Below are 25270 nucleotides of genomic sequence, written 5' to 3' on the forward strand. Positions count from 1 at the left end.
GCGCGAGCCGGCGCGGCGGCTCATTCCGAGCGCAGCGTGTCCAATCGGGTCACCTGCCGCAGCAACGGCATCGTCAGCGCGGTCACCAGCAGGACCGCCGCCACCGTGGCGCCCGCCAGTGCGAGCAGGGCCGGGACGTCGATGGTCATCGGCCGGTCCGCCAGCCGCAGGATCGGGGCCGTCAGCCCGAGTCCCGCCGCGACCGCCAGCACCACGCCGACCACCACCGGGATCGCCGTCTGCCACAGTGATCCGCGGGCCAGCACCCCGATCGGCACCCCGGCCGCGGACAGCGCCGCGAGCGGCCGCCGCCGTTCGCTGATCTGCTCGATCGACAGCATGAGCAGGCTCATCGCGGCCACCGCCAGCACGAACAGCGATGCGGTGAGCAGCACCGCGCGGAAGCTCGCCACCATCCGCTTGTCGCGCTCGACGTAGTCGTTCAGGTAGTCGCTGTTGCTGACCGTGGCGTTCCAGGCGAGCGAGTTGACCGCCTTCGCGACGTTGTCGGTCAGCACCCGGGGGTCGCCGGTGCCCGACACGTAGACCGCGACCGACGAGTCCGGGAGGGCGAGCCCGCCGAGCGCGCCGGGCGTGACCAGCAGGTCGTCGCCCGCCAGTGTGTCGTCCGACCGCACGACCCGGACGTGCCCGGGAACCGTCCACTCCGGACCGTTCACTTCCCGGCCGTGGGAGTAGCTCTGCAGCTGCAGCCGGCCGGTCGGCGCCGTGCCGCCCTCGGGCGGCACCACGTAGAACACGTCGCCGTCGGAGCAGGTGCCGATGTCCGCCCGCGTCTTGAGCGCCACGCAGTCGCCGACCATGCCGTAGTCCTGCCGCGGTCCGGACCGGAACGTCATGGTCCTGGCCGGGTGTACGCCGGTCACCCCCGGCGCGGCCGACACCAGCCTGCCGACCTCGGCTTCGTGCGCGGTGGTGGTCTCCACCTGCACCGGAGCGACGGCCACCCCGGCCGGTGACTTCCGCCGGTCCATGCCACTGCCGAGCGACGTGATCACGCCCTGGATCAGGATCGTGCCGGCCAGGACGACGACCAGGCCGGACACCACGCGGCTGGCGGTGCCGCTGTCCAGCTGCAGCCGCCGGATCGCGAGCTGCCACGACGGCGAACCGCCGTGCAGCCGTTCGACGAGCCGCTCGACCAGCCACGGCAGCAGGGCCGCGACGCCCACCAGCAGGAAGACGCTGCCCGCCGCGAGCGCCAGCCCGCCGGCGGTGTCGCCCCCTCCTCGCTCGAGGGTCAAGGTGGCGGCCAGGAGCAGCGCACCGATCCCGGTGAGCGCCCAGCGCCACCACATCCGCCGGCTCACCGGCTTGCCCTGGCGGACCACACCGAGCGGTTCCACGATCGTTCGGCGCAGCCCGAACAGTGCCGACCCGACCGCGAGCCCGGGCACCAGCAGCACGATCACCACGACCAGCGGCCAGGAGGGGACGAAGTCCTCCGGGAAGATCCGCAGACCGAACGGCAGGATGTCGGCCACGAACGTGCGGAGCACGGCGAAGAACCCGATGCCCGCCGCGAGCCCGATCCCGGCCCCGACCAGTGATTCGGCCGCCGCGACCCGTTTGACCTGGCGGGAGTCCAGGCCGATCAGCCGCAGTGCGGCGAGCCGGCGTTCCCGCTGCGCCGCGCCCATCCGCGAGGCGGTGGTCACGAAGATCAGCAACGGCAGCAGCAGCACCGCCGCGATCGGCAGGATGACGCCCAGCATGACCGCCGACAGCCCGAGCCCGGTGTAGGGCCGGCCGAACGCGTAGACCTTGGCGCCTTCGTCGCCTTCGGCCTCGATCTGCGCGGCAGGCACCCCGTAGTACGCGGTCAGATCGCCCGCGCCGGAGACGCCTTCGCGCGAGATCCGGCCGACCACGTGCCCCGGCAGCTGTGCCCTCAGCGAACCGCCGTCCGGGGCGGCCAGCTTCGCGGCGAGCTCCGGCGACACGGCGAGCTCACCCGGCGCGGGCACGCGGTCGAGGCCCGGTGGCACCGGCGAGTTCGCCCCGGTCGCGGCGACCGCGGTGACCTTCACGAATTCGTCGCCGAGCGTCGCGTACCAGTTGTAGGCCAGCAGCGGGGCGACACCCGCGCGCGGCTCGGTGACCGGCCCGATCGCTGCCTTGCGTTCCGCCTGGGCGCCGGCCAGGTGGTGGACCGCCGCCGCGGGCAGCAGCACGGCGACCGCGAGCGCGATCCCGAACGCGGTCATCGCGAGGCGCAGCAGCGCCGCGCCGGACATCCGGCCGCCCCCGACGGCCAGCCGGAGTCCCAGCGCCAGATCCCGCATCACGCGACCAGCTCCCGGTCGACCGTGTGCCCGTCCCGCACCACGATCTCGCGGTCCGAATAGGCCGCGACCCGCGGCTCGTGGGTCACCAGCACCACCGCGGCGTGCGTTTCCCGCGCCGCCTGGGTGAGCATCTGCATGACCTTCTCGCCGTTGAGCGAGTCGAGCGCGCCGGTCGGCTCGTCCGCGAAGACCACCTTCGGCCCGGTCACCAGCGCCCGCGCCACCGCGACCCGCTGCGCCTGCCCGCCGGACACGTCGCCCGGGCGCCGCTTCGCCAGCCCGTCGACCTCCAGGCGCGCGAGCCAATCGGTCGCCTTGGCCTCGGCCTGCTTCCGCTTGGTGCCGGTGAGCCGCAGCGGAAGCGCGACGTTTTCGAGGCAGGACAGTTCGGGCACGAGCTGGCCGAACTGGAACACGAAGCCGAACTCGGTGCGCCGCAACGCACTCCGTCCCCGGTCGTCCATACCGACCAGGTCGGCGCCGTCGTAGCTGATGGTTCCCGCGTCCGGCCGGACGATGCCGGCGAGACAGTGCAGCAGCGTCGACTTGCCCGAACCGGACGAGCCCATGATCGCGAGCACTTCCCCCGCCGAGACGGAGAGGGCAGCCCCATCGAGCGCCCGTGTCTGCCCGAACGACTTGTGCAGTCCGCTCGCGGCGAGCAACGGCGTTCCCGGCGTGGTCATCAGCGCACCGCCTGCTCGAGTTCGCCGAGGCGCGCGGCGGTGAGCTCCAGCCACCGCAGGTCCGCCTCGAGGTGGAAGAGCGCGTGGTCGCAGATCAGCTGATCGGCGAGTTCGCCGCCGTTCTTGCGTTTGGTGAGCGAGCGCATCACCTTCAGGTGCGCACCGCGCTGGACGTCGAGGACCTCCGAAGCGCTGCGCCCGGACAGCAGGGCGAGCACCACCTTGGTGTAGAGCGTGTTCTGCAGGTACGGCTGCGGGTTCTCCGGGGTGCGCAGCCACGAGTCGACGTCGGTGACCCCGGCGTCGGTGATCGTGTAGCGTTTCCGTTCCGGCCCGTCACCGCTCTCGACACCTGCCACTTCGACCATGCCGTTGCGCAGCAGCCGAGACAACGTCGAATAGACCTGGCCGTAGGCCAGCGGGCGGTCCTGCCCGAACTGCTCGTCGTAGGCCCGTTTCAGGTCGTAGCCATGCCGCGGGCCCGATTCGAGCAACGCGAGCAAGGTGTGTGAAACCGACATCCCCTGTCCCTCCCTTGACCCCGGAATCCCCGGCGCGGTGATCACTATACCGGAGGTGTATACACAGGGCGTATACGCCCGGGGAGTAGATCATTCCGCGAGGTCAGTGGGCTTTGAGGCGATGTGATCGAGGGTGGGCGCGCCGGTGCGGGCCGAGGCGACCCCGGCGAGATCGCCGCGGACCGATGACCGACCGAAAAGGACACACGAAAAACCCGGCCGTGCCCCCGACGACCGGTTGATGGAATACCCGGCTTGCGGCTCGCTAAACACCTACTTTTCGTAGTCTTTTCGGGCGTCGCCACCCCGAATCGGGTGACTTCCCCATCCTCCACGCACAGACGGTAAGGATCTTCGTGATCATGTAACGCTCTCGCCACGTGGTGTCTCGGTACTTCACGTACCCGTTCCGACATCGTGTTTGGGGGACTATTCATGCTCATCGACGTCACCACGACCCGGTCCACCGTCTTTCGCCCGGACGCCCGGATCTGGCCGACCACGCCGCGGCGTCCGGGAGGGACGTCCGAAGAGCCCGATGCCGCCGCTCCGGCGGGCGAACTGACCTTGCTCGGCGGCTTCCGGCTCGTGCTGGAAGGTCGGCTGCTCGACGTCAGCACGACGGGACAGCGTCTCGTCGCCGTCCTGTGCTGTCACTCGGGCTCGGTCGCCCGGCGGCAGATCGCGCACCTGCTGTGGCCCGACGCCACCAGCGCCCGCGCCCACGCCAATCTGCGCACGGTGATCTACCGGCTGGAGCGGACCTGTCCCGGCCTGATCCGCGTGTCCGGCTCGTACCTGCGGCTCGCCGCCGGGCTGCGGATCGACCTGGACTCGGCGACCGCGCTGGCGAACCGGATCCTCACCGCCGAAGGCCCGCTGCCCGCCGCGGTCTGCAACGAAGCGCTCGAAACCGACTTCTACCACGACCTGTTGCCCGATCTGGACGACGAATGGCTGCTGGAGTACCAGAGCCGGTTCCGCCAGCTCCGGCTGGCCACACTGGAAACCCTGTCGCACCGGTTGTCCGGCGCGGGCCTGCCCGGCGCGGCTGTCTGCACCGCTTTGGCGCTGGTGCAGGCGGATTCCCTCCGCGACAGTGCTCACCAGACACTCATCCGGGCCTGTCTCGTGCAGGGGAACCGGCAGGAAGCGCTTTCCTACTTCGCCGACTACCAGCGGATCTTCCGCGACGAACTGGGCGTCGAGCCGGCCACGAGCATCGGCCAGCTGCTCGACGAAACGCCTGCCGGCCTTGACGTGTGACGCTGCGAGGACGGTGCGGCAACGGCGTCGCAACCACTCTTACGAGTGAACCTCTTGGACAGACCAGAACAGTGAGCCGGTGAGTGAAAGTGACTGACACGACCGAGGCCGCCGCCCCGCGGCAGCTGCCGACCGCGAGGGTCGTCCCGCCCCTGCTCGACACGAGTGACATGTGGACGGACCAGATGGTCGCCACCACGGGAATCCCGGTGTACGACGTCCCCTTCGTCAGCGTCGGCGGGGGAATGGGCTCGTTCGTCACCGTCGACTACCTGCGGGTCGCCGGCGACGTGCCGGCCGAGGACATCCGCGTCCTGTCGAACCTGACGCACCCGTGGCAGACCTACGAATACCTCACCCGTGTTTCGCAGCTGCCGCGCAGCCGCCGGATCCGCTCGGACTCGGCGTCGCGTCCGGACAACCTGTGGGGCTTCCCGTCCTACGCGCTGCAGGAAGCGTGGCAGCACCGGAGCCTCAAGCCGTTGACGCAGGTGTTCCTGGAGCCGGTCTTCGCGGACTTCTACACCCCCGTGCTCGGGACGGTGCTCGACGGCATCGCCCGGGAAGCCGAGCGGATCCGGTACGACGAGATGCTGGTGCGCGGCGAGGTGCAGGTCGTCCGCCGCCGCGCCGGCGGCGGGTACTTCAGCCTGCTTTCCCCGGCCGCCGACGAGCGGAGCACGGTGCCGTCCGAGCACGTCGCGTTCCGGTCGCGGGACGTGCACCTGGCCGTGGGCTACCCCGGCCTGCGGTTCCTGCCGGACATGCAGGCGTTCCGCGAGCGGATGAACGACTTCCACCACGTGGTCAACGGCTACGAGGACCACGAGCACGTCTACCAGGCCCTGCGCCAGCGCCCCGGCACCGTCCTGGTGCGCGGTGGCGGGGTCGTCGCCTCCGCCGTCCTGCACCGGTTGATCACCGACCGGCTCGAGGGTGGCGCGCCGACGCAGATCGTGCACCTGTTCCGGACGTACTACGCCGGCAACCACGGGCCGCACCCGTGGGCGCGGCGCCCCGGCCGCGACGGCTGGGCGTTCCAGGGCTTCAACTACCCGAAGTCGGCGTGGGGCGGCCAGCTGCGCGCCCGCATGCGCGGGCTCGAGGGCGCCGACCGGGCCCGGATCTACGAGCAGATCGGGGGCACCACGACTCCGTCGCGGCGGCACTGGCTCGACGGCCAGCGGACCGCCCGGGAAGCCGGCTGGTACCAGCCGGTGTCCGGCCGGATCGCCGACCTGCGGCTCGACGGGACCGGCATGGTGGCCACGATCGGCCGCCCCGAAGGCCTGACGAACGTCGCCGTCGACTACGTGATCGACTGCACCGGCCTCAACGGCGACATCAGCGAGCACCGCGTGCTCGGCGATCTGCTGCGGCGCAGCGGTGTCCAGCGCAACGTGCTCGGCAGGCTCGACGTCGGCGAAGCCTTCGACGTGCGCGGGGCGGACAACGGCGAAGGCCGGCTCTACGCCACCGGCGCGGCGGCGTACGGCGGCTACTTCCCGGGGGTGGACACCTTCCTCGGGCTCCAGCTGGCCGCGCAGGACGTCATCGACGACGTCGCCCGGCGCGGCTACTGCGACCACATGGGGCCGGTCAGCTCCTTCGCCCGGTGGCTGAAGTGGGCCACCGGACGCCGGATCTGACCGCACGGCAGGGGAAGAGGTCAACAACGTGGTGCCGACACTGCTCGGCCGGATCCAGACCCGGCTGTTCCTCCTCGTCGTCCTCGGCGGCGCGCTGACCGCGCTGCTCGCGCCGATCCTCCCGATCGGCGCGCCGGTGGCGGACCGGTACCAGGCCACCTTCGTGGTGCTGGGCGCCGTAACCGTGCTCGGGGTCGGCTGGGAATTCCTCTACCACCTGCTCATGCAGTGGCGGTGGGAGAAGGATTGGCCCACCCTCTTCGGCCTCCTCACCGCCGTGCCGGAGGGAATCCTCGTGTGGGTGCTCGCGGACCGCGGCCGGCTGCCCTGGCTGCCGGGCCCGGTGCCCTGGGCGGCCTTCCTGATCCACTTCGGGATCGTCTGGCTGGCGGTGTGGTTGTTCGCGAACGGGCCGATGAGGGTGCTGTTCATCCGATGGAGGTTTCACGGCGGGAGACTGGTATGAGCACGGTTCTGGACAATTCACCGCAGGCGGTCGCGACGGCGCCGGACGGGCTGCACCCCTTGCGGGGCAACGCCGTCCTGGCCCGCTACGGCGACCTGACCCTGGTCTGTGAAGCGGTTCCCGGGCGGCAGCACCGCATCGGCGCGCTGCTCGACGCCGTCGCCGGGATCGCCGCGGGCGAGGCCGACGCGCGGCAGCTGAGCCGCCAGGTGGCCGGCCTGATCGGCGCCGCAGCCCCGGACGGCGACGACTTCCCGGCGCTCTGCGCGTTCGGGCCGACCCACGACGGCCTGGCCGCCATCGTGCACGGAGGGGCGGAGCTGATCGTCACGGTCAACGGCGAGCAGGTGCACCTCGACGGCCGGGACGCGGTGACCGTCCTGGACCGCGTGATCACCGACCGGGTGGACGCGGTCCGCGCCGTCGTCGGCGGCACCGACCTGGGCACGGTGAACGGCTCCGCGGCCCCGGCCCCGGCCGAGCCGGTGACAGCCGAGCCGGGGCAGGCCGCGCCCCCGGCCGAGCCGGTGCAGGCCGAAACGGTGCAGGCTGAGCCGGTCCAATCGGCCCCGGCCGCGCCGATCCCGACCCCGGTCCCGGCCCAGCCCGCCGCAGCCGTGCGGGCCCTGGCCGAGCCGGCCCTGGTGCAGTCGGCTCCGGCTCCGGCCCGGCCGACCCCGGCGTCGCCGACCCAGACCCCGACTCAGACCCCGACCCAGAACCCGGCCGCGCCGGTGACGCCCGCCGCACCGGAGTCCACATCGGACAGCGGTCGCGCCCGGGCGGTCGCGAACGTGTCCGGTGTGCGCTGCGGGCGTGACCACTTCAACGATCCCGCCGTCTCGTACTGCTCGGTGTGCGGGCTCTCGATGGTCCAGGCCCCTCGCTCGCCGGAAGTGGGGCCGCGGCCCCAGCTGGGCGTGCTGGTGCTCGACGACGGGACGACCGTCCCGCTGGTGCGGGACGTCCTGCTCGGCCGGATGCCCGAGACCGACGAGGCCGTGGCCGCGGGCGACGTGGATGCGGTCACGCTGGCCGACCCCCTCGTCTCGCGCCGGCACGCGCGGATCGTCCTGCGGGACTGGCAGGTCGTCGTCGTCGACCTGGGATCGGCCAACGGCACCTTCGTGATGCCCCGCGGCACCGGTGCCTGGAGCCGGCTGGAACCGGGGACGGAGACCGTGCTCGAGGCCGGTTCCGTGATCGCGGCCGGGATGCGGCAGCTCCGCTACTTCTCCCACCGCCACTGCTGATACCCGTCGCCCGGACCACCACCCGGCCGAACCCGAAGGAGCAAGCCATGCCGTCGTCGTCCTTCCTCACCCGCTTCGCGGCGCGCGTGGAACGCACGCCGTCCGCGCCCGCGTTGTCCGCCGGCGACCGGACCGTCTCCTACGCGGGGCTCGCGCGCCTGGCCGGGAAGCTCGGTCCGGTGGTGGCGCGGGCCGCCGGAGCGGTCTGCGTGCCGCCGCGCAAGTCCCCGGAGACGGTGGCCCTGGTCCTGGCCTGCCTCGCCGGGGGGAAGCAGGTCCTGCTGCCGCCGGCCGAGCTCGGGTCCGACGCGCTGGTCGACCTGTGCGGCCAGGCCGGGTGCTCGGCCGTGCTCGCCCCGGACGGCGAGTTCGTCCGGCTGGCCGGGGTGGCCGCGCGGCCCGCCGGGTCCGGCCTGCTCCTGACCACCTCCGGCACGACCGGGCCGGCGAAGACGGTCGTGCTCGACGCCGCCGGGCTCGACCGGTTCTTCGGCTGGGCGTCGGCCCGGTTCGGCATCGGCCCGGGCGTCACGACGCTCAGCTGCGTGCCCTTGAACTTCGATCTGTCCCTTTTGGACGTCTGGGCCGCGCTGGCGGCCGGGGCGCGGGCCGAGCTGGCGGCGCCCGAAGCCGCCACCGGCGGCGCGGACCTGGCCGACGCGTGCGGGCGTGCCGACGTCGTGCAGCTGTCCCCGATGCACCTGCGGATGCTGACCGAGTCGGCGCCGCGGCCGCTGCCCGGGGTCCGGCACGTGATCTCCACCGGCGACGTCCTGCCACCCCGCCTCGCGGCCGGGCTGCCGGCGCTGTTCCCCCGCGCCCGGCTCTGGAACCTCTACGGAAGCACGGAAACCAACGACAGCTTCCTCGGCGAAGTGGACGTCGAAGAGTCCCTCGCGCTCGGCGCCGTGCCCCTGGGCGACCCGATCGCGGGAGTCGAGGCCACCGTCGCCGGCGAGCACGGCGAGACCGTGACCGGCGCGGGCCGGGGCGAGCTGCTGGTGGCCACGCCGTTCCAGGCCAGGGGCTACCTCGACCGGCGGCGCGGCGGGCTCACGCCGATCGGCCGCCCGTTCCGCACCGGCGACCTCGTCGAGCGGGACGAGCGGGGCCGGCTGTTCGTGCGCGGCCGCCGCGACGACCAGGTGAAGGTCCGGGGCGCGCGGACGAACCTGCACCAGGTCCAGGAGGTCATCCTCCGGCACACCGACGTGGTCGACGCGCTGGTCACCGCCACCGCCGACCCCGCAGAGGGGCACCGGATCAGCGCGGCGGTGCGGCTGCGGCCGCGGGCCCGGCTCACCGGGTTGCAACTGCGCGTGTACTGCCGCGCCAAGCTGCCGGCCACCGCCGTCCCGAGCAGCGTCGAGATCGTCGAACACCGCATCGGCCGGTCCGCGAACGGGAAGCGGCAGGCCGTGGCCACCCCGAAGGAAGGAATCCTGTCATGATCGTGCGTTCCAAGGCCGAGGTGACCTGCGTCGACTGGGGAAACGGGCTCAGCTACCGGTTTCTCACCCAGCGCGACAAGATGGGGTTCACCCTCGCCCACACCTTGGTCAAAGCCGGCTCGAAGTCGCCGCTGCAGTACCGCAGGCACCTGGAAGCGTGTTACTGCATCGCCGGGCGGGGGCAGGTCGTCACGGCCGACGGCACCTCCTTCGACCTGTCGCCCGGCGTCATCTACGCCCTCGACGACCACGACGAGCACTTCCTCATCGCCTGCAGCGAGGGCGACATGGAGCTCATCAGCGTGTTCAACCCGCCGCTGCGCGGTGACGAGCGGCATTCCTTCGACCAGGCCGAATTTTCGCACTACTGAGCCGGTCCGCCCCCGGCCGGAGACGGGACCGGACCCGCCGTTTCGACAAAGGAGTGATGATGGACAACACCAACGCCGGGGCCGGCCACGGCTACGGCCCGCGCACCCAGGGCTTCCCCGCCCAGCCATCGGCGGGCCCGCCCGGCTTCGCCCAGCAGCCTGCCCCCGCCCTGGCACCACCCGCCCGGCCACCGCGCCGCCGCCGTCGCCTCGGGATCGTGGTCGGCGTGCTGGCCGCGGTGATCGCGATCGCCGCCGGGTTCGTCGTCGGCTGGGTCGTCAACGACTCCGCCGACGACGGGGAGGCGCTGCCGGTCCCGCTGGCCGGTCAGACCGGCACGGCCGCCGGCGACGCCGGTGACGCCTTCGCCGCGGCCGGCAACCCCGCGGCGGGCAGCGGTGGCGTGTTCGACCTGCGTCGCGGCGCGGTGTTCGTGCAGACGAACGACCCGACCGCCAACGAGGTCCTCGCGTTCTCCCGGAGCGAGGACGGGCGGCTGCACGAGGTCGGCCGGTACAAGACCGGCGGCGTCGGCAGCGGCAGCTTCGAGGACTCCGCGCACGGCATCGTGCTCGGTACCACGGCGGGGGAGACCTCCCCGCAGCACAACCTCGACAGCGCGCAGCTGCTGTACGTGGCCAATGCGGGCAGCGACACGATCAGCGTGTTCCGGGTCGCCGCCGACGGCCTCCAGCTGGTTTCGAACGTCCCCTCCGGCGGGAACAAGCCGGTGAGCCTGACGGTGAACCACGGCCTGCTCTACGCCCTCAACAGCGGTGAGCTCGACGACCGGTTCGTGCTGAAGTTCCCCGACGCGTTCCTGGACAACTGCACGCACGGCGACCAGCCGTCGGTTTCGGGCTTCCGGATCGACGTCGAAGGCAGGCTCACCCCGATCCCGGCGTCCACCCGCCCGCTCAGCGGCGGCGGCCGGTCCGGCTGCTCCCAGGTTTCGTTCACCCCCGACGGTGCGCAGCTGGTCGTGTCGGAGCGGATCGCCACGCTGCCCGAGCAGCCCGCCGAAAACGGCGCCATCGACACCTTCGCCGTCAACCCCGACGGGACGCTCGGCGCCAAGGCCGTGCAGAACACCTCCGGCACCGGCCCGTTCGGCTTCTCCTTCACCAAGGACGGCACGGCCCTGTTCAGCGAGCAGAACCACGCCGACAAGGGCAAGGGCACCGCGAGCAGCTACACCATGCTGGGCAACGGAACCCTGAAGGCGATCAGCAAGGCCGTGCCCAACAGCGGCACCGACAGCTGCTGGATCGTCCCCACGAACGACGGGAAGCTGGCGTTCACCTCGAACGCGCTGGGCGGCGGCTCGATTTCCAGCTACCGCATCGAAGACACCGGAGCGCTGACGCTGCTGCACCCGCAGGCCGCCGACGGCCACACCAGGGACGGCACGTTCGACATCGCGCTCAGCCGCGACAGCCGGTGGCTCTACCAGCTCAACTCCCACTTCGGGCTGCTGCAGGTGTTCCAGGTGAACGCCGACGGCACGCTGAAGTTCATCGAGGAGCACAAGGCGTTCAACGTCGTCCTCCCGGAGAACGGCGGTCAGCTGCCGCCGTTCGGGATCGCCGCGTTCTGACCGTCCGAAGAGGACGGACGCGTCCCGCGGCGGCCGTGCTGTGACGGCGGGGCGACGGCGTTCGGCGCAGACTCCCTTCAACCCCCCAGCCAGGCGCACGAACAACGAAAGTGGGCACCGTGAACAGGGAAACCGCTCTCACCCGGTCCCAGCTCCGCATGTGGTTCATGCAGGCGATGGACGCCCGGCGCACCGACCTGACGATCGCCTGCGCCGCGCGGCTCACCACCCCGATCGGGGTGGCGGAGCTGCAGCGGCGGCTCCTGACGGTCGTCGCCGCGAACCCGCTCCTGTCGGCCACCGTCGACGCGGCGGCGGGCGAGCCGGTGTGGCGGTCGCTGCCGCCGCGCGAGGCCGTCCTCGCCGCGGTGCAGCCCACTTTGCGGGCCGCGAACCCCACGCGGCTGCGTTCGCTCTACGCCGGGTTCACCGGTCAACCGTGGGACCTCGGCCGGGACCTGCCGTGGTCGGCAGGCCTGGTGGCGACCCCCGAAGCGACGTACCTGTTCTGCCGGTTCCACCACCTGGTGTGCGACGGTGACCGGTCGCTGGAGCTGTTCCTCGCCGGTCTCGACGACCGGCCGCCGGCCGCGGACGGGCCGGACCTCGGCCGGCTGGTGGCCGAACCACGGCTGCCGGCCGACGCCGACGCGGAGGTGGCCCGGCTCGCCGCGGCCATCACCGAACCGGGCGACCTGCGGCGGCGGGTGGTCGAGCCCGACCCCGGCGGCCACCGCTGGAGCGGGGTCGTGGACCCGGGCCCGTCCGGCGAGCCCGACGAGGTGCACCTCCTGCGGCGGCTGCGGGCCGCGACCGCCCACCTCGTCCCGGGGGAGCAGCTGCTCGTCGCGATCCCGTTCGACGGCTGCACGCCGGCGCAGGAAGGGCGGTTCGGGTACTTCGGCAACCCCGGGATCGCCGTCCTCCCGGCCGGCGACGGCGGACCGCAGTGGGCGGAGCGGGAGTACGAGCGGGCCTGTGCACTGGCGAAGGTGCCGTTCCAGCACGTGATGGCCGACGACGGGTTCCGCACGGCGGTCGACCCGGCCCACCCCTTCGACGTCCTCCTCGTGCCGCGGACCTTGTTCGGCCACCGTGGAGAGCTCGTCGGGCCGGTGTCCGAGCCGGCCGTCAGCCGGACGCCGTACGCGCTGGTCCTCAACCACTGGCGCGACGGCGACGGCAGGCTGCAGGTGACTCTCGAGTCCACTGTGGTCGGTCCGGAGGTCCTCGACCACCTCGGCGCGAGACTGCGGGGCGTCGAGGGCGACCGCGACGGCGGATCTCCGCCACCCCCGCACGAGGGGCCCGACGTGCTCGAGCGGCTCGCCGCCGTCGTCGAGGCGCGGGCCGACGCGGTCGCCGTCGACGCACCCGGCACCGGCACGGTGTCCTACGGCCGGCTCTGGGCGGACGCCTCGGCGCTCGCCGACGTCCTCGGCCGCCGGCTGCCGCCCGGCCGCCGGGTCGTCGCGGTGACCGGCCGCAAGCACCCCGCCGAGATCGCCTGCGTGCTCGGGGTGAACCTGGCCGGGGCCACCATGCTGCGGCTCGACCGCGGCCCGGCGGCCACCCGGCGCGCGCTGGCCGAGGTGGCGGGCATCGGCGCGGTCATCCGGCTGCCCGGCTCCCCGGTGCGCGGCACCGGGCCGGACGACGAACTGGTCGAAGGGGCGTTCGGGCCGTGCCGGCTCGTCGTCGGCGCGCGCGGGCCCGCTCCCGACCCCGGCCCCGAGCCGCCGCTGTACATCACGCTGACGTCCGGCTCGACCGGACAGCCGAAGCCGATCCCGTTCGGCCGCCCGGACTTCTCGTCGCTGGTTTCGTGGCACCTGCGGACGTTCCCGGGGCCCCGGCGGACGCTGCAGTTCTCCAAGCTGTCGTTCGACATCGCCTACCACGTGATCTACGCGACGCTGTGCGGTGGCGGCACCCTCGTGGCGGCCGGTGGGGACGTCCGCGACGACCCCCGGAAGCTGCTCGAGTTCCTGGCCGCGGCCGAGGTCGAGAAGGTGTACCTGCCGACCGTGCTGCTGCGCCCGGTGGCCGAGTCCGCGCTGGTGGAGCCCGCGCTGGCGCCCCCGGCGCTCAAGGAGGTGCTGGTCGCCGGCGGGAGCCTGCGGATCACGCCCGAGATCCGCGAATGGTTCTCCCGCACCTCGGCGCGGCTGGTCAACCAGTACGGCATGTCCGAAACCCAGGACGTCACCAGCCACCAGCTGATCGGGCCGCCGGCGGGCTGGCCGGACCGGCCGCCGGCCGGGCTCCCCGTGGAGGGGGTCGAGGTGCGGGTGGTCGGTGGGGACGACACCGAACTGCCGCCGACGCTCAGCGGCGCGGTGGTCGTCCGCCGCGGCGCCCACTCGGTCGTCACCGGCGACGTCGGCTTCACCGACCGCGACGGCAGGCTGCACATCCTCGGACGGGACAGCCGGGTGATCAAGCGCCGCGGCTTCCGGGTGAACCTGCAGGCGCTGGAGGCGGAGACGGCCGCCGCGGCGGGGGTGGCCGACGCCGTCGCCGTGCACTACCCGACACCGTCCGGCGGGGTCGAGATCGTCGTGGTCGCGACCAAGCAGGATCCCGCCGCGGAGCTCGACCCGGCGCCGATCCGGGACGGGATCGCCGGGACCCTCGGCGACGGCTACGAGTTCGAGCTGCTGTTCGTGGCCGCGATCCCGCGGCTGGCGAACCACAAACCCGACCTCCAGGCGATCACGGAGCTGGCCGGGGAGTCGGCCACGGCCCGCCAGGCCACCGGTTCCGCCGCCGAACCCGGCCCGGCCGGTTCGACCGTGCTCGCCGCGGTCCGCGCCCTGACCGGCAACCCGGCCGTGGACGACCGGTCCCGGTTCCTCGACGCCGGGCTGGACTCGATCAGCCTGATGTCACTGGCGGCCCGGCTCGGCCGCGACCACCCCGGCCTCTCCGTGGCCGACTTCTTCCGCCACCCCGTCATCGGGGACCTGCAGCGGGCCCTGGACTCCCCGGCGCACCGACCGGCCGCCGTCGTCCGGCGCGAGCCGGCCGCGGCGGACGAGGTGGCCGTCGTCGGCCTGGCCGGCCGGTTCCCCGGCGCGCCCGACGTCGACACCTTCTGGCGCACCCTGCTCGACGGGACCTCCGCGGTGACGGCGCCCGCCGACGGCAGCACGTTCGTCCGCGCCCAGGGCCACCTGACCGACGTGGACGCGTTCGACCACGCGTTCTTCGGGATCAGCCCGGCCGAAGCCCGGCGGATGGACCCGCAGGTGCGGGTGTTCCTCGAGCTGTGCTGGACGGCGCTGGAGGACGCCGGCGAGGTGGCCGGCCTCGCGGACAAGAACGTCAGTGTCTTCGCGGGCGCCGGGCTGAGCACCTACCTGCTCAACGAGGTGGAGCCGCGGCGGCTGGCCGACGACGACACCCCGTTCCTGGAGCACAACACGCTGGCCGAACGGATCGGCACCGACCGGAACTACCTCACCTCGACCGTGTCCTTCCGGCTCGGGCTGACCGGGCCCAGCGTCGTCGTGCAGGCCGCCTGCGCGACCGCGCTCACCGCCGTGCACACGGCCCGCCGGGCCCTGCTGGCCGGCGAGTGCGACCTCGCGCTCGCCGGCGGCGTGTCGATCATCTACCCGCAGCCGGAGGGCTACGAGTACGTCGAAGGCTCGGTCCGCAGCCGCCACGGCGTGTGTCGTCCCTTCGACCGCGACGCCGACGGGACCGTCTTCGGGAACGGCGCGGGGGTCGTCGTCCTCAAGCGCGCCCGGGACGCCCGCACCGGTGGCAACACCGTCTACGCCGAGGTCGTCGGCAGCGCCGTCAACCACGACGGAGCCGTGAAGGCCGGTTTCAGCGCGCCGAACCCGGAGTCGCAGACCCGGCTGATCGACGCCGCCCTCGGCGCTTCGGACACCGCGGCCGACTTCGTGGAAGCGCACGGCACCGGCACCGCGATCGGCGACGTCATCGAGTGGAACGCGCTGCTCGCGTCGCGGCTCAGCGCTCCGGGCGAGTCCTCGCCGTGCCTGGTCGGCTCGGTCAAGGGCAACGTCGGCCACCTCGACGAAGCCGCCGGGATCGCCGGGTTCATCAAGGCCTGCCTGGCCGTCCGGTACCGGCTCTTCCCCGGCACGTACGGCTTCTCCGGCCTGCACCCCGCCCTCACGAGCACCGACCGGTTCACCGTGACCGCCGAGAGCCACAAGCTGCCCGACGACCGGCCCGTCCGCGGCGGTGTCAGCTCGTTCGGCATGGGCGGCGCGAACTGCCACGTCGTCGTCCGCTCACCGGCGGCGCGGCCGTCCGCCGCGGACGCCGGGACGCTGGGCGATCGCGAAGCCCCGCTCTACCTGCCGGTCAGCGGCCGGAGCCGGGAGTCGCTCGACGCACTGGCGACGCGGCTGGGCGAACGGCTCGGCCACGACGCGGCGCAGCTGCCCGCGGCGAGCGTGGTCCGCACCCTCACCGAGGGCCGGCAGCACTTCGGCGAGCACCGGGGCGTGCTCGTCCACGGCGCCGGCGCGCCGGCGTTCCGCGAGTTCCCGGCCGCGGCCGTGCGCGGCGAGACCGTCTGGGCGTTCCCCGGGCAGGGCAGCGGGTTCTCCTGGGACGCGGTGGCCGGGCTGTCCCGGTGGCCGGTGTTCGCGAAGCGGTTCCCGGCCCTGCTCGAGGCGTTCTCGGCCCGGCTCGGGCCCGCGGTGTTCGACCGGCACGTCGGCCGGCCCACCGGCGACCCGGTGCGGCCGGTGGACACCGGCGGCGGCGAGTGCGGCGAACCGTGCACCATCCGGGAACAGGTCCTGCAGTTCTCGTTCCAGCTGGCGCTGGTGGACCTGCTGCGGTCGTTCGGCTGCGCCCCCGACGTCGTCACCGGGCACAGCCTGGGGGAGATCACGGCCGCGGTGTGCGCCGGACTGCTGGCCGAACCGGACGCGCTGACGCTGGTCGCGGCCCGCTGCACCCTGATGGACGCCGCCCCGGCCGGGTTCATGGCCCAGGTGCGCTGCTCGCTGGACCGCGCGAGGGCGCTGGCGGCGGAGCTCGACCTCGACGTCGCGGCGGTCAACGGGCCGGCCCAGGTCGTGCTGGCCGGCCCCCGACCGCGGCTCGAGGAGCTGCGGCGGGTCGCCTCCGCGGCGGGCGTGCACGTGACGACGCTGCCCGTCGGCAAGCCGTTCCACAGCCGGATGCTGGCGGCGGCGGCCGGCGAGCTGGAGCGCGGCGCCCCCGTCCCGGCCCACCCCGCTTCCGTGGCGTTCGTCGGCTCGAACGCGGCCTACGGCACCACGCGCGAACCGGACGGCCTGCGGTACTGGACGACCCAGCTGACCTCCCCGGTCGACTTCCTCGCCGCCGCCGAGCAGGTCCTCGGCCGGTCGCCGCAGGCGTCGCTCGTCGTCGAGATCGGGTTCTCCGCCACGCTCTCGCGCCTGGTGCGCGCCGCGGCGACCGCCGGGGCGGTGCCGGCCCCGGAGCTGGCCTGCGACCTGAAGAAGTCCGTCCCCGGCTATCTCGGGAAGGTCGCGGCGGCGGCCTACCGGGCGGACCGCGAGCTCGACTGGAACGCCCTCAACGGGGTGGCGGACGGCGAGCTGATCCCGTTGCCCTCCTACCCCTTCGACCGCACCGAAATCCGGCCGCTCGGCTGCGTGCCGCGGCGCGGGCCGCTCGGGGACCTGGTGGCCCCGGACGTGCCGTTCACCCTCGCTCCGTCCGATGAGGACTGGATCAGGGGGCACCGGGTCGGCGACCGCTGGGTCGTCCCGGCCGCGGGCATCCTGCGCCTCTTCGCGCGGATCGGGCGTGCGGTGCGCCCGGACGCCACCGACATCGTCCTGGCGGACGTCTCGTTCGAGCGGCCCATCGTCTTCGAGGCGGAGACCGACGTCGTGGAGGCCCGGATTTCGGTGGGCCCCGGCTCGCCCGCCGAGTGCGTCCTGTCGACCCGGCAGCCCGGGCAGGCGTGGACCCGCAACGCCGCGGCCCTGCTCACCGGCGAGGTCCGGACGCTCACGATCCCGCACGGTTCCGGCACCACGGTCGCCGCCGCCGGGCTCTACCGGCGGTTCGAGGAGCAGGGGCTGCACTACGGCGCCGGGTACCGGGGCCTCACCGGGATCACCGCAGGCCCGGCGTCGGCGACGGCGCTCTGGCGGCCGGCGGAAGCCCGCGGGGACCGCACCCGGCTCGGGATCGGCACCGACGAGGTGGCCGCGGTCGACGGCGTGCTGCAGCTCGCCGACGTCCTGGCGGCCGCGGAGGACGTCCGGATGCCCGCCCACGTGGCGTGGGCCCGGCTGCGGGCGGTCGCGGCGCCGGCCGGCCGGGTGGCCGTCGGCCCCGACGGGCCTGCCACCGTTTCCGGCACGCTGGCGGGCGAGACCGGGGGTGTGGTCACCGAGCTCGCCGGCGTCCGGTTCCAGGGGGACCGCCGGGGCGGCGAAGTGGCCCACCGGCTCGGCTGGCGGCCGCACGTGCCGGTCGGCGCCGAACTGCCGGACCCGGTCGCAGCGGCGCTCGACGAGGCCCGTGCGGCCCTGTCCGCGCCGGACGGGGAGGTCGAGCAGTACCAGCGGCGGATCCGGGAGCTGGAGGACCACGCGGTCCGCGTCCTCGACGCGGCGGGCGGCCGGGAGTACCTGGCCGGGGCGACCGGGACGACCCCGGCGGACGCCCGGCGCCTGCGGGCCTTCGGGAACCTGCTCGACCGCCCGCGACCGGCCGCCGCGGAAGGGCCGCCGGAAGGCGCACTGGACGCCGAGCGGGCCATCGTCGAGAACTGCGCCGGCCGGCTGCCCCGGTTCTTCGACGGCTCACTCGACGGCGAAAGCATCCTGTTCGGCGGCTCCGGCGCGGCCCGGCTGCGGTCCTACTACCAGGGCTCGTTCCTGCTGAACCGGCTCAACTCCGCCCTGGCGGGCGTGGTCGCGTCCGTGGCGGCCGCCCACTCCGGCCGGCCGCTCAAGGTCCTCGAGGTCGGCGGCGGCACCGGCGCCACCACCGAAGGCGTCCTCGCCGCGCTCGGCGAGCTCGGGGCGGCCGCCGACTACACGTTCACCGACCTCAGCGAAGGGCTGAACCGGCTCGCCGCCGAGCGCTTCGGGCACCACCCGGGCTTCCGCACGGCGACCGCCGACCTCGACTCCGACGAGTCGGTCGGCGCGCTCGACGACGACTTCGACGTCGTGGTCGCGGTGGACGTCGTGCACGCCACCCGCGATGTCGGGGCCACCCTGGACCGGCTGGCCGGGCGCCTCGCACCCCACGGGGTGGTCCTGCTGGTCGAAGACCTGAAGGCGCTGGCCTGGATCGACCTCACCTTCGGTCTGCTCGACAGCTGGTGGTCCTTCGACGACGACACCCGGGTGGACCACCCGCTGCTCACCGAAGAGCGCTGGCGGGACCTGCTGGGCGGCCGGTTCGGGCGGGTCGACGTGCTCCGGGCGTGCGGCGGGCTGCCCGCCGAAGACGTCGTCGCCGATGAGGGGCTGTTCGTCTGCGCGAACCCGCGGCCGGCGGACCGGCCCGCGCCGGTCGTCGTCGACGTCGGGACGGGTGCGGACGTCGAGGGACTGCTGCCCGGTTCGGTGAGCACGGCCGTGCTGCGGTTCGATCTCGGCGAGCCGGACGCGGACGCGGCCGGGTGGTACGCCGCCGCGCTGCTGCGCGCGGTCCGGCGGGCCGAAGAGCTCCCGGAGCTGGAGACCCTCGTGCTCTGCACCCCGGACGGGGACGCCGTGCGGCCGGCCGGGGCGATGGCCGCGGCACTGGCTCGGGTCGCCGCCTCGGAAGACCGCCGGGTCCGGACGCTGGCCCTCGCGGTGGACGGGCACGGTTCGGACGGCGAGACCGTCCGGCAGGTGAACACCCTGCTGACGCACGGCTCGCCGCACGTCAACGCGAGGATCTGCGACGGCAAGCTCCTGCTGCCCGCGGTCGAACCCGCCGGGCCCGCGCCGGACGGCGAGCCGCTCGACCACGACGCCCTGGTGGTGTTCGGCGGCTCGAGCGACCTCGCCCACGCCGTCGCGGAATGGTTCGCCACGGCCCACGGCATCGGCCGGGTGTGGCTGGTCGGCCGGACCGTCCTCGACGAGGACACCGAACGGTTCGCCCTCCGGCTCGGGGAAACCGGCGTCCAGGTCCGCTATCTGACCGCCGACGTCGGCGACGCGGCCAAGGTCCGCGAAGTGGCCGAGCGGGTGACGGCGGATTCGGCGAAGCCGCTCGTGCTGAACCTCGCCGCGGTGCTGCGCGACGGCACGATCGACACCGTCCGCGCCGAAGACCTCGAGGCCGTGCTGCGGCCCAAGGTCCGCGGCAGCCACCACCTCCGGACCGCCTTCGCCGGCACGGCCGCCCGGTTCGTGCTGTTCAGTTCCACCAGCGTCCTGCTCGGCAACGCGGGCCAGGCCGCGCACGGCATGGCCTGCGGGTACCTGGACGGCCTGGCCGCCTCGCCGGATGTCGTGGCCGTGCAGTGGGGACCGTGGGACGGGGTCGGCATCACCGCCCGGCGCGGGCTGAACGCCGTGCTGCGCCGGGCGGGGGAGAACCCCCTGCCCGCGGCCACGCTGCTCCCCTTGCTGGACCGGGCCTGCCGGACCGGGGAGCCGCTCATCGCGGCCGACCTGAGCGCGGCCGTCCTGCGCCGGCACCCGTTCCGCACCGCCGTGCTGCCCGCGCTTCCCCGCCCGGCGGCCGCTCCGGACGCCCCGGGGACCGCCACTGCGGTACCGGAGGGCGGGACCGGTGACCAGGCGTCGGACGGCGCCGGCCTCGTCGCCGCGGCGGTGGCGTCCGTGCTCGGGGTGGCGCCCGGCGAGCTGGCCGCGGACCGGTCGCTGGCCGACAACGGCGTCGACTCCCTCAACCTGATCGAGGTCCGCGCGGTCATCGAGCGCCGCAGCGGGGTCCGGGTGCCGCTGAACGACCTGTCCGACGCGCCGACGCTGGCGGCGGCCGCCGAGGCCGTCCGGCCGCGGGTCGCCCCGGCGGCCACCGGCCCCGTGTTCTACGTTGCCGGCATCTTCGGGCGGCTCGACGGCGCTCCCGATCTCGAAAGCGCGCTGACGACGCCGGGCGGGCTGGTCACGCTGGCTTCGCCGACCCGCGCGGCGGGGGAGCCGGGCCGGACCGACGTGGTCGAGGTGGCCGGCGACCTGGCCGACCAGGTCGAGCGCGCGCAGCCGGAAGGCGAGCTCACGCTCGTCGGCCACTCGTTCGGTGCGATGGTCGCCTGCTCGCTCGCCGTCGAGCTGCGGCGCCGGGGACGGACCCTGCGGCGGCTGGTGGTCGTCGACGGCGAACCCGTCGCCACGGCCGCCGCCGGCGCCGCGAGCGAGGAAGAGTTCGCGAACCTGCTGGAGCTGGGCGGCGGCGCGAGCCGCCTGTCCGGTGACAGCCGGGCGAGCGCCTACGAGATCTACCGCGCCAACTGCGAAATCGCCCGCTCGCCGCAGGTCGTCGACGAGCTGGCCTGCCCGATCGTCATCGCCGTGCCCGAGACCGCCACCGGCGTCGGCCTCGGACCCGGCCGCGCGGCCGAACTGGCCGCCGAAGCCGAGGAGAAGTTGGGAGGTACCTCCGTTGCCGTAGTCCGGATCCCGGGTGACCACTTCTCGATGCTGCGGTCCCCGCACGTCACCCGACTCGCCGAACACCTCGAGTGAAGACAACCGAAGGAGACAGGACATGACTTCCATCGCCGCCCCGGTGGCCGCCACCGACCGGCTGCTCACCCCGGACGAGGCCGCTCAGTTCCACGAGGACGGGTACGTCGTCAAGCGCGGGCTCTTCTCGCCCGAAGAGGTACGCCCGCTGCAGGACGAGCTCGACAGCCACCCCGACATCCGCGGTTCGCAGTCCAGCATCCCCGACCTCGAAGGGAAGCTGTGGAAGGTCACCATCTGGTGCGAGCAGAACGACACCTACGCCGGCAAGCTGCCGCGCCTGGCCCGGATGGTCGACAACACTTCGCTGCTTTTGGGTGAGGAAAGCTACTTCTGGCACATCAAGCTCGTCCGCAAGAGCGACGACGTCCCCGGCGCGGTCGACTGGCACCAGGGCTACGCCTACTGGTACGACGACTGCATCTACCCGAACACCGTCACCTGTTCGGTCGCGCTCGACTCGAACAACCTGGAGAACGGCTGCCTGAAGGTGGTCAAGGGCTCGCACAAGCTCGGCCGGATCGACATGGTCGACGTCGGCGGCGCGCACGTGGCCGACCCGGTGCGGACCGCGCAGATCCTCGACCGGCTCGAGGTCGTCCCGTGCGAGATGGAAGCGGGCGACGCGGTCTTCTTCCACGCCAACATGCTCCACGGGTCGCTGCCCAACACCACCGGCCGGCCGCGCACGCTGATGCACTGCGTCTACAACGCGCGGTCGAACGAGCCGGTGGACCCGTCGAAGTCACCGCACCGGGCGTACCGCCCGACCGACAAGCTGCCCGACGACACGCTCGCGCGCGGCGACTACGACACCGTGTTCGAGAAGCACACCTTCTTCGCGCCGGAGCAGCTCAACAGCGTCGGCGGGACCCAGGTGTTCTGACCACCGCGGTCGTCCCCGGCCGGTCGTCCTCTGTGGACGGACGCCCGGCCGGGACGGACGGGAGTAGGTTGATCCGGTGGACGACGAGAGGTCAGACGTGGAACCGTTGGTGCGGGAGAAAGCCGGCGACGCGCACGCGCGCCGGGAGCGGGTCGTCGGCGTCCTGCTGATGCTGGGATCCGCGACGTCCTTCAGCACGATCGGGTTGTTCACCCGGGCGACGACGCAGTCGCTGGGCGACGTGCTGTTCCTGCGCGGGGTGTTCGGTGCCCTCGCGATCTGGGTGGTGGCCAGGCTGTTCACCAAGCAGCGGATGACCGACCGGGCCAACTTCCGCTGGCCCGCGCTCGCCGTGGCCGGGCTCTTCACCGTCGGGATGACCAGCCTGGTCGGGGCCTACCGGCTCGGCAGCGTGGTCAACGTGTCGGTCATCTACGCGACCATCCCGATCGTCGTCGGGCTGGCCCAGCTGGTCTTGTTCCGGCGCAAGCCGTCCCCGGTGTTCTGGGTGTCCGGCGCCGCCGTGGTCGTCGGCGTCGGCGTGATGGCCGGCGCCGGCCTGAGCGGCGGCGACCTGATCGGCATGGGCCTGGCCTTCGTGATGACGATGTGCGTGGCCGGGGTCATCCTGATCTCCCGCCAGCACCGGGACACGCCGATGCTCGCCGCGTCCGCACTGGCCTGCCTGCTCTCCAGCCTCCTCGCGGCCCCGTTCCTGGACCGCGACCTGTTCGACCCGAAGGGGTTCGCCGTCTCGGCCCTGTTCGGGATCGTGACCCTCGGTCTGGGCCGCGTCTTCCTGGTCGTCGGCTCCGGCCGGGTGCCCTCCAGGGACGCGGCGCTGATCGACGTCCTCGATGCGCCGATGACGCCGGTGTGGACCTGGCTGGTCCTCGGCGAAGTGCCCGCCGTCAGCGGCATCGCCGGTGGCTGCATCGTGATCCTCGCCGTCCTCCTCGGCGTCCGGTACGACCGGGAGTGAGTGCCGGTCGTCCCCGGCGTCGTGGACGGCTTCCCCACAAAGGTGGTCGAATCCGTGACTCCCCACATCCAAGCCGCTTCCGCCGGCGGCGGCGACGGGGTGGCCGGCATCGTGCTGGCCGACCTCGGGCTGCTGCTCGTGACCGCGTTCGTCTTCGCCGTGCTCGCGAAACGTCTGCGGCAGCCGGCCGTCCTCGGTGAGATCGTCGCCGGAATCGCGCTCGGCCCCAGCCTGCTCGGGCTGCTGCCCGGTCACCTGACGGAGGTGCTGTTCCCACCGGCCGCCCGGCCCTACCTCACGGTGCTTTCGCAGCTGGGCCTGGTGCTGTTCATGTTCGGAGTCGGCTACGAACTGCGGTTTTCGCGGTTGCGGGGTGTCGGCAAGCAGGTGCTGGCCGTGTCGTTCGCGTCGGTCGCGCTGCCGTTCGCGTTCGGCGCCGGGCTCGCCCTGCTGCTGTACCCGTGGCTCGACCGGCACGAGCTGCAGGTGGGGGGCCCGCTCGGGCCCGCGCTGTTCCTCGGCGCGGCGATGTCCATCACCGCCTTCCCCGTGCTGGCCCGGATCGTGACCGAGCGCGGCATCCAGCACAGCAAGCTCGGCACGGTCGCGCTGGCCAGCGCGGCCGTGCAGGACTTCCTCGCGTGGTGCGTGCTGGCCGTGGTGGTCGCCGTCGTCACCGTGGGCGGTCCGGGGCCGCTGGGCCGGATCGCCCTCGGTTCGGCGGTGTTCGTCCTCGGGCTGGTGTACCTGGTGCGGCCGGCGCTGAAGTGGCTGCTGGCACCGCAGCGGAAGTGGGCGGGCAGCAAGCTCGCGGTCCACACCGTGCTGCTGGCCGGGTTGCTGGCCTGCGCGTGGACGACCGACCTGATCGGCCTGCACGTCGTGTTCGGGGCGTTCCTCTTCGGCGCCGTGGTGCCGCGGCAGCCGGTCGCGGCGAGGGCGCCGGAGGTGACGGCCCGGATCGAGCAGATGAGCCTGTTGCTGCTGCCGGTGTTCTTCACCGTCACCGGGCTTTCGGTCGACCTCGGCACGCTCGGGATGCGCGGGATGGTGATCGTGCTCGCGGTGATCGCCGTCGCGTGCGTGAGCAAGTTCGCCGGCGCCGCCGGCGCGGCCCGCCTCACCGGGGCCGGCGGGCGCCGGTCGGTCGCGCTCGGCATCCTGCTCAACACCCGTGGCCTGACCGAGCTGGTGATCCTCAACGTCGGGCTGAGCCTCGGCGTGCTCGACACGCGGCTGTTCACCGCGATGGTGATCATGGCCGTGGTGACCACGCTGATGACCGGGCCCCTGCTGAGCCGGCTCAGGCCCCAGCGCGACCGGGGCGCCCTCGATGCCGCGGAGCCGCCGGACGCCGTGGCCGTCCCGGCCGTCCCGGATGTCCCGGACGATGCCCCGGACGAGGAGGACACGGTGCGCGCTGCATGATCGCCGCATGAGCGAGACCAGCCGGCTCCGGCGCCTGCGCGCGACGGCGGTGCACGCCACCCTGGGTGATCCGGGTGCGCTGTCCGACGTCGTCGCGGCGCTGGAGTTCGTGCAGTACGACCCGATCCGCAGCCCGGGCCGCGCCCAGGACCTGATCCTGCGGCACCGGGTGCGCGGCTACCGCGAGGGCGGCCTCGAGCGGGCTTACGACCGGCTCGGCCTGGACGAGGGCTACCTGCACGTCTACGGCGCGATGACCCCGCGGCTGCGCGCGCTGGCCGACCCCCGCGGCCGGCCGGATTTCGCGTACCGGCCCTCGGGCGTGGCCGCCGACGTCCTCGCCCTCGTCGGCGAGGCGGGGGTCGTCCACCCGCGGGAGGTCGCCGCGCGCCTGGGCGACGCCCGGGTGGAGAACCTCTGGGGCGGCACATCGACCGCCACCACGCACGCGCTCGACGAGCTGCACCGGCACTGGCTGGTCCGGGTCGCCGGGCGCCGCAACGGCGTGAAGCTCTACGGCCCCGCGGCCCCGGCGCCGGTCCCCGCCGACCCGGACGAGTGCGCGCGGCAGCTGACCCTCCACCTGGCCCGGCAGCTGATGCCGGTTCCGTTGCCGAGCCTGCGAAGCGCGCTGGTGCAACTGCGCCGCCGAGGAGGCATCGACGCGTCGGCCGCCGTCGACGCGCTGGTGGCTTCGGGCGAGCTCGCCGTCGGAGCCGTGGGCGGGGGGGGGGGGGGGCGGCGG

General features: G+C 73.5%; 15 protein-coding genes. 12 read left to right on the forward strand and 3 right to left on the reverse strand.

Features of this window, described 5'->3' with window-relative positions; translation table 11 throughout:
• Positions 1-20 precede the first annotated feature (20 nt).
• The 3 genes from AB0F15_RS15885 to AB0F15_RS15895 are packed head-to-tail and all read right to left on the reverse strand — an operon-like array spanning position 21 to position 3516.
• Positions 21-2306 carry an FtsX-like permease family protein gene (locus AB0F15_RS15885; RefSeq protein WP_360270499.1) on the reverse strand — a complete coding sequence of 762 codons (2286 nt, stop codon included), beginning with the start codon at positions 2304-2306 and terminating at the stop codon, positions 21-23.
• Positions 2306-2995 carry an ABC transporter ATP-binding protein gene (locus AB0F15_RS15890; RefSeq protein WP_360270472.1) on the reverse strand — a complete coding sequence of 230 codons (690 nt, stop codon included), beginning with the start codon at positions 2993-2995 and terminating at the stop codon, positions 2306-2308. Before AB0F15_RS15890 ends, AB0F15_RS15885 begins: the two co-directional genes overlap by 1 nt.
• Positions 2995-3516, reverse strand: coding sequence for a PadR family transcriptional regulator (locus AB0F15_RS15895; protein WP_360270474.1), 522 nt, complete (start codon positions 3514-3516; stop codon positions 2995-2997). The genes AB0F15_RS15890 and AB0F15_RS15895 overlap by 1 nt, the downstream gene beginning before the upstream one ends.
• Before the next feature lie 435 nt (positions 3517-3951).
• Between AB0F15_RS15895 and AB0F15_RS15900 the strand changes: the two genes are divergently transcribed.
• From AB0F15_RS15900 to AB0F15_RS15955, 12 genes are all read left to right on the forward strand, one after another.
• Positions 3952-4782, forward strand: a complete 831-nt coding sequence (locus AB0F15_RS15900; protein ID WP_360270475.1) for a BTAD domain-containing putative transcriptional regulator — start codon at positions 3952-3954, stop codon at positions 4780-4782.
• Positions 4783-4871: 89 nt separating this feature from the next.
• Positions 4872-6431 (forward strand): hypothetical protein, encoded by a 1560-nt coding sequence (locus tag AB0F15_RS15905; protein ID WP_360270476.1) that lies wholly within the window; start codon positions 4872-4874, stop codon positions 6429-6431.
• Positions 6432-6459: 28 nt separating this feature from the next.
• Positions 6460-6897, forward strand: coding sequence for a hypothetical protein (locus AB0F15_RS15910; protein ID WP_360270478.1), 438 nt, complete (start codon positions 6460-6462; stop codon positions 6895-6897).
• Entirely contained in the window at positions 6894-8150 is a 1257-nt protein-coding gene (locus tag AB0F15_RS15915) for an FHA domain-containing protein (RefSeq protein WP_360270480.1), read from the forward strand. Before AB0F15_RS15910 ends, AB0F15_RS15915 begins: the two co-directional genes overlap by 4 nt.
• Positions 8151-8197: 47 nt before the next feature.
• Positions 8198-9601, forward strand: a complete 1404-nt coding sequence (locus tag AB0F15_RS15920; RefSeq protein ID WP_360270482.1) for an AMP-binding protein — start codon at positions 8198-8200, stop codon at positions 9599-9601.
• Complete coding sequence (locus tag AB0F15_RS15925; protein ID WP_360270483.1) at positions 9598-9972, forward strand: ectoine synthase; 375 nt, start codon at positions 9598-9600, stop codon at positions 9970-9972. The genes AB0F15_RS15920 and AB0F15_RS15925 overlap by 4 nt, the downstream gene beginning before the upstream one ends.
• 59 nt (positions 9973-10031) lie before the next feature.
• Positions 10032-11570 carry a beta-propeller fold lactonase family protein gene (locus AB0F15_RS15930; protein WP_360270485.1) on the forward strand — a complete coding sequence of 513 codons (1539 nt, stop codon included), beginning with the start codon at positions 10032-10034 and terminating at the stop codon, positions 11568-11570.
• A gap of 119 nt (positions 11571-11689) precedes the next feature.
• Positions 11690-21229, forward strand: a complete 9540-nt coding sequence (locus AB0F15_RS15935) for a beta-ketoacyl synthase N-terminal-like domain-containing protein (protein WP_360270487.1) — start codon at positions 11690-11692, stop codon at positions 21227-21229.
• 22 nt (positions 21230-21251) lie between these two features.
• The gene (locus AB0F15_RS15940; protein WP_360270489.1) at positions 21252-22115 is read left to right on the forward strand and encodes a phytanoyl-CoA dioxygenase family protein; all 864 of its coding nucleotides are present in this window, start codon (positions 21252-21254) and stop codon (positions 22113-22115) included.
• 109 nt (positions 22116-22224) lie between these two features.
• Positions 22225-23097, forward strand: coding sequence for a DMT family transporter (locus AB0F15_RS15945; protein ID WP_360270490.1), 873 nt, complete (start codon positions 22225-22227; stop codon positions 23095-23097).
• A gap of 54 nt (positions 23098-23151) precedes the next feature.
• Positions 23152-24525 carry a cation:proton antiporter gene (locus AB0F15_RS15950; protein ID WP_360270492.1) on the forward strand — a complete coding sequence of 458 codons (1374 nt, stop codon included), beginning with the start codon at positions 23152-23154 and terminating at the stop codon, positions 24523-24525.
• Positions 24526-24532: 7 nt separating this feature from the next.
• On the forward strand, positions 24533-25270 hold a 738-nt coding region (locus tag AB0F15_RS15955; protein ID WP_360270494.1), incomplete at its 3' end, for a crosslink repair DNA glycosylase YcaQ family protein.

It is taken from the genome of Amycolatopsis sp. NPDC026612, from assembly GCF_040638285.1.
Classification (GTDB): Bacteria; Actinomycetota; Actinomycetes; order Mycobacteriales; family Pseudonocardiaceae; genus Amycolatopsis.

Coding starts and splice junctions, on each gene's coding strand:
- AB0F15_RS15885 (WP_360270499.1), bottom strand. CDS start 2,306: ATGCGGGATCTGGCGCTGGGACTCCGGCTGGCCGTCGGGGGCGGCCGG.
- AB0F15_RS15890 (WP_360270472.1), bottom strand. CDS start 2,995: ATGACCACGCCGGGAACGCCGTTGCTCGCCGCGAGCGGACTGCACAAG.
- AB0F15_RS15895 (WP_360270474.1), bottom strand. CDS start 3,516: ATGTCGGTTTCACACACCTTGCTCGCGTTGCTCGAATCGGGCCCGCGG.
- AB0F15_RS15900 (WP_360270475.1), top strand. CDS start 3,952: ATGCTCATCGACGTCACCACGACCCGGTCCACCGTCTTTCGCCCGGAC.
- AB0F15_RS15915 (WP_360270480.1), top strand. CDS start 6,894: ATGAGCACGGTTCTGGACAATTCACCGCAGGCGGTCGCGACGGCGCCG.
- AB0F15_RS15920 (WP_360270482.1), top strand. CDS start 8,198: ATGCCGTCGTCGTCCTTCCTCACCCGCTTCGCGGCGCGCGTGGAACGC.
- AB0F15_RS15925 (WP_360270483.1), top strand. CDS start 9,598: ATGATCGTGCGTTCCAAGGCCGAGGTGACCTGCGTCGACTGGGGAAAC.
- AB0F15_RS15930 (WP_360270485.1), top strand. CDS start 10,032: ATGGACAACACCAACGCCGGGGCCGGCCACGGCTACGGCCCGCGCACC.
- AB0F15_RS15940 (WP_360270489.1), top strand. CDS start 21,252: ATGACTTCCATCGCCGCCCCGGTGGCCGCCACCGACCGGCTGCTCACC.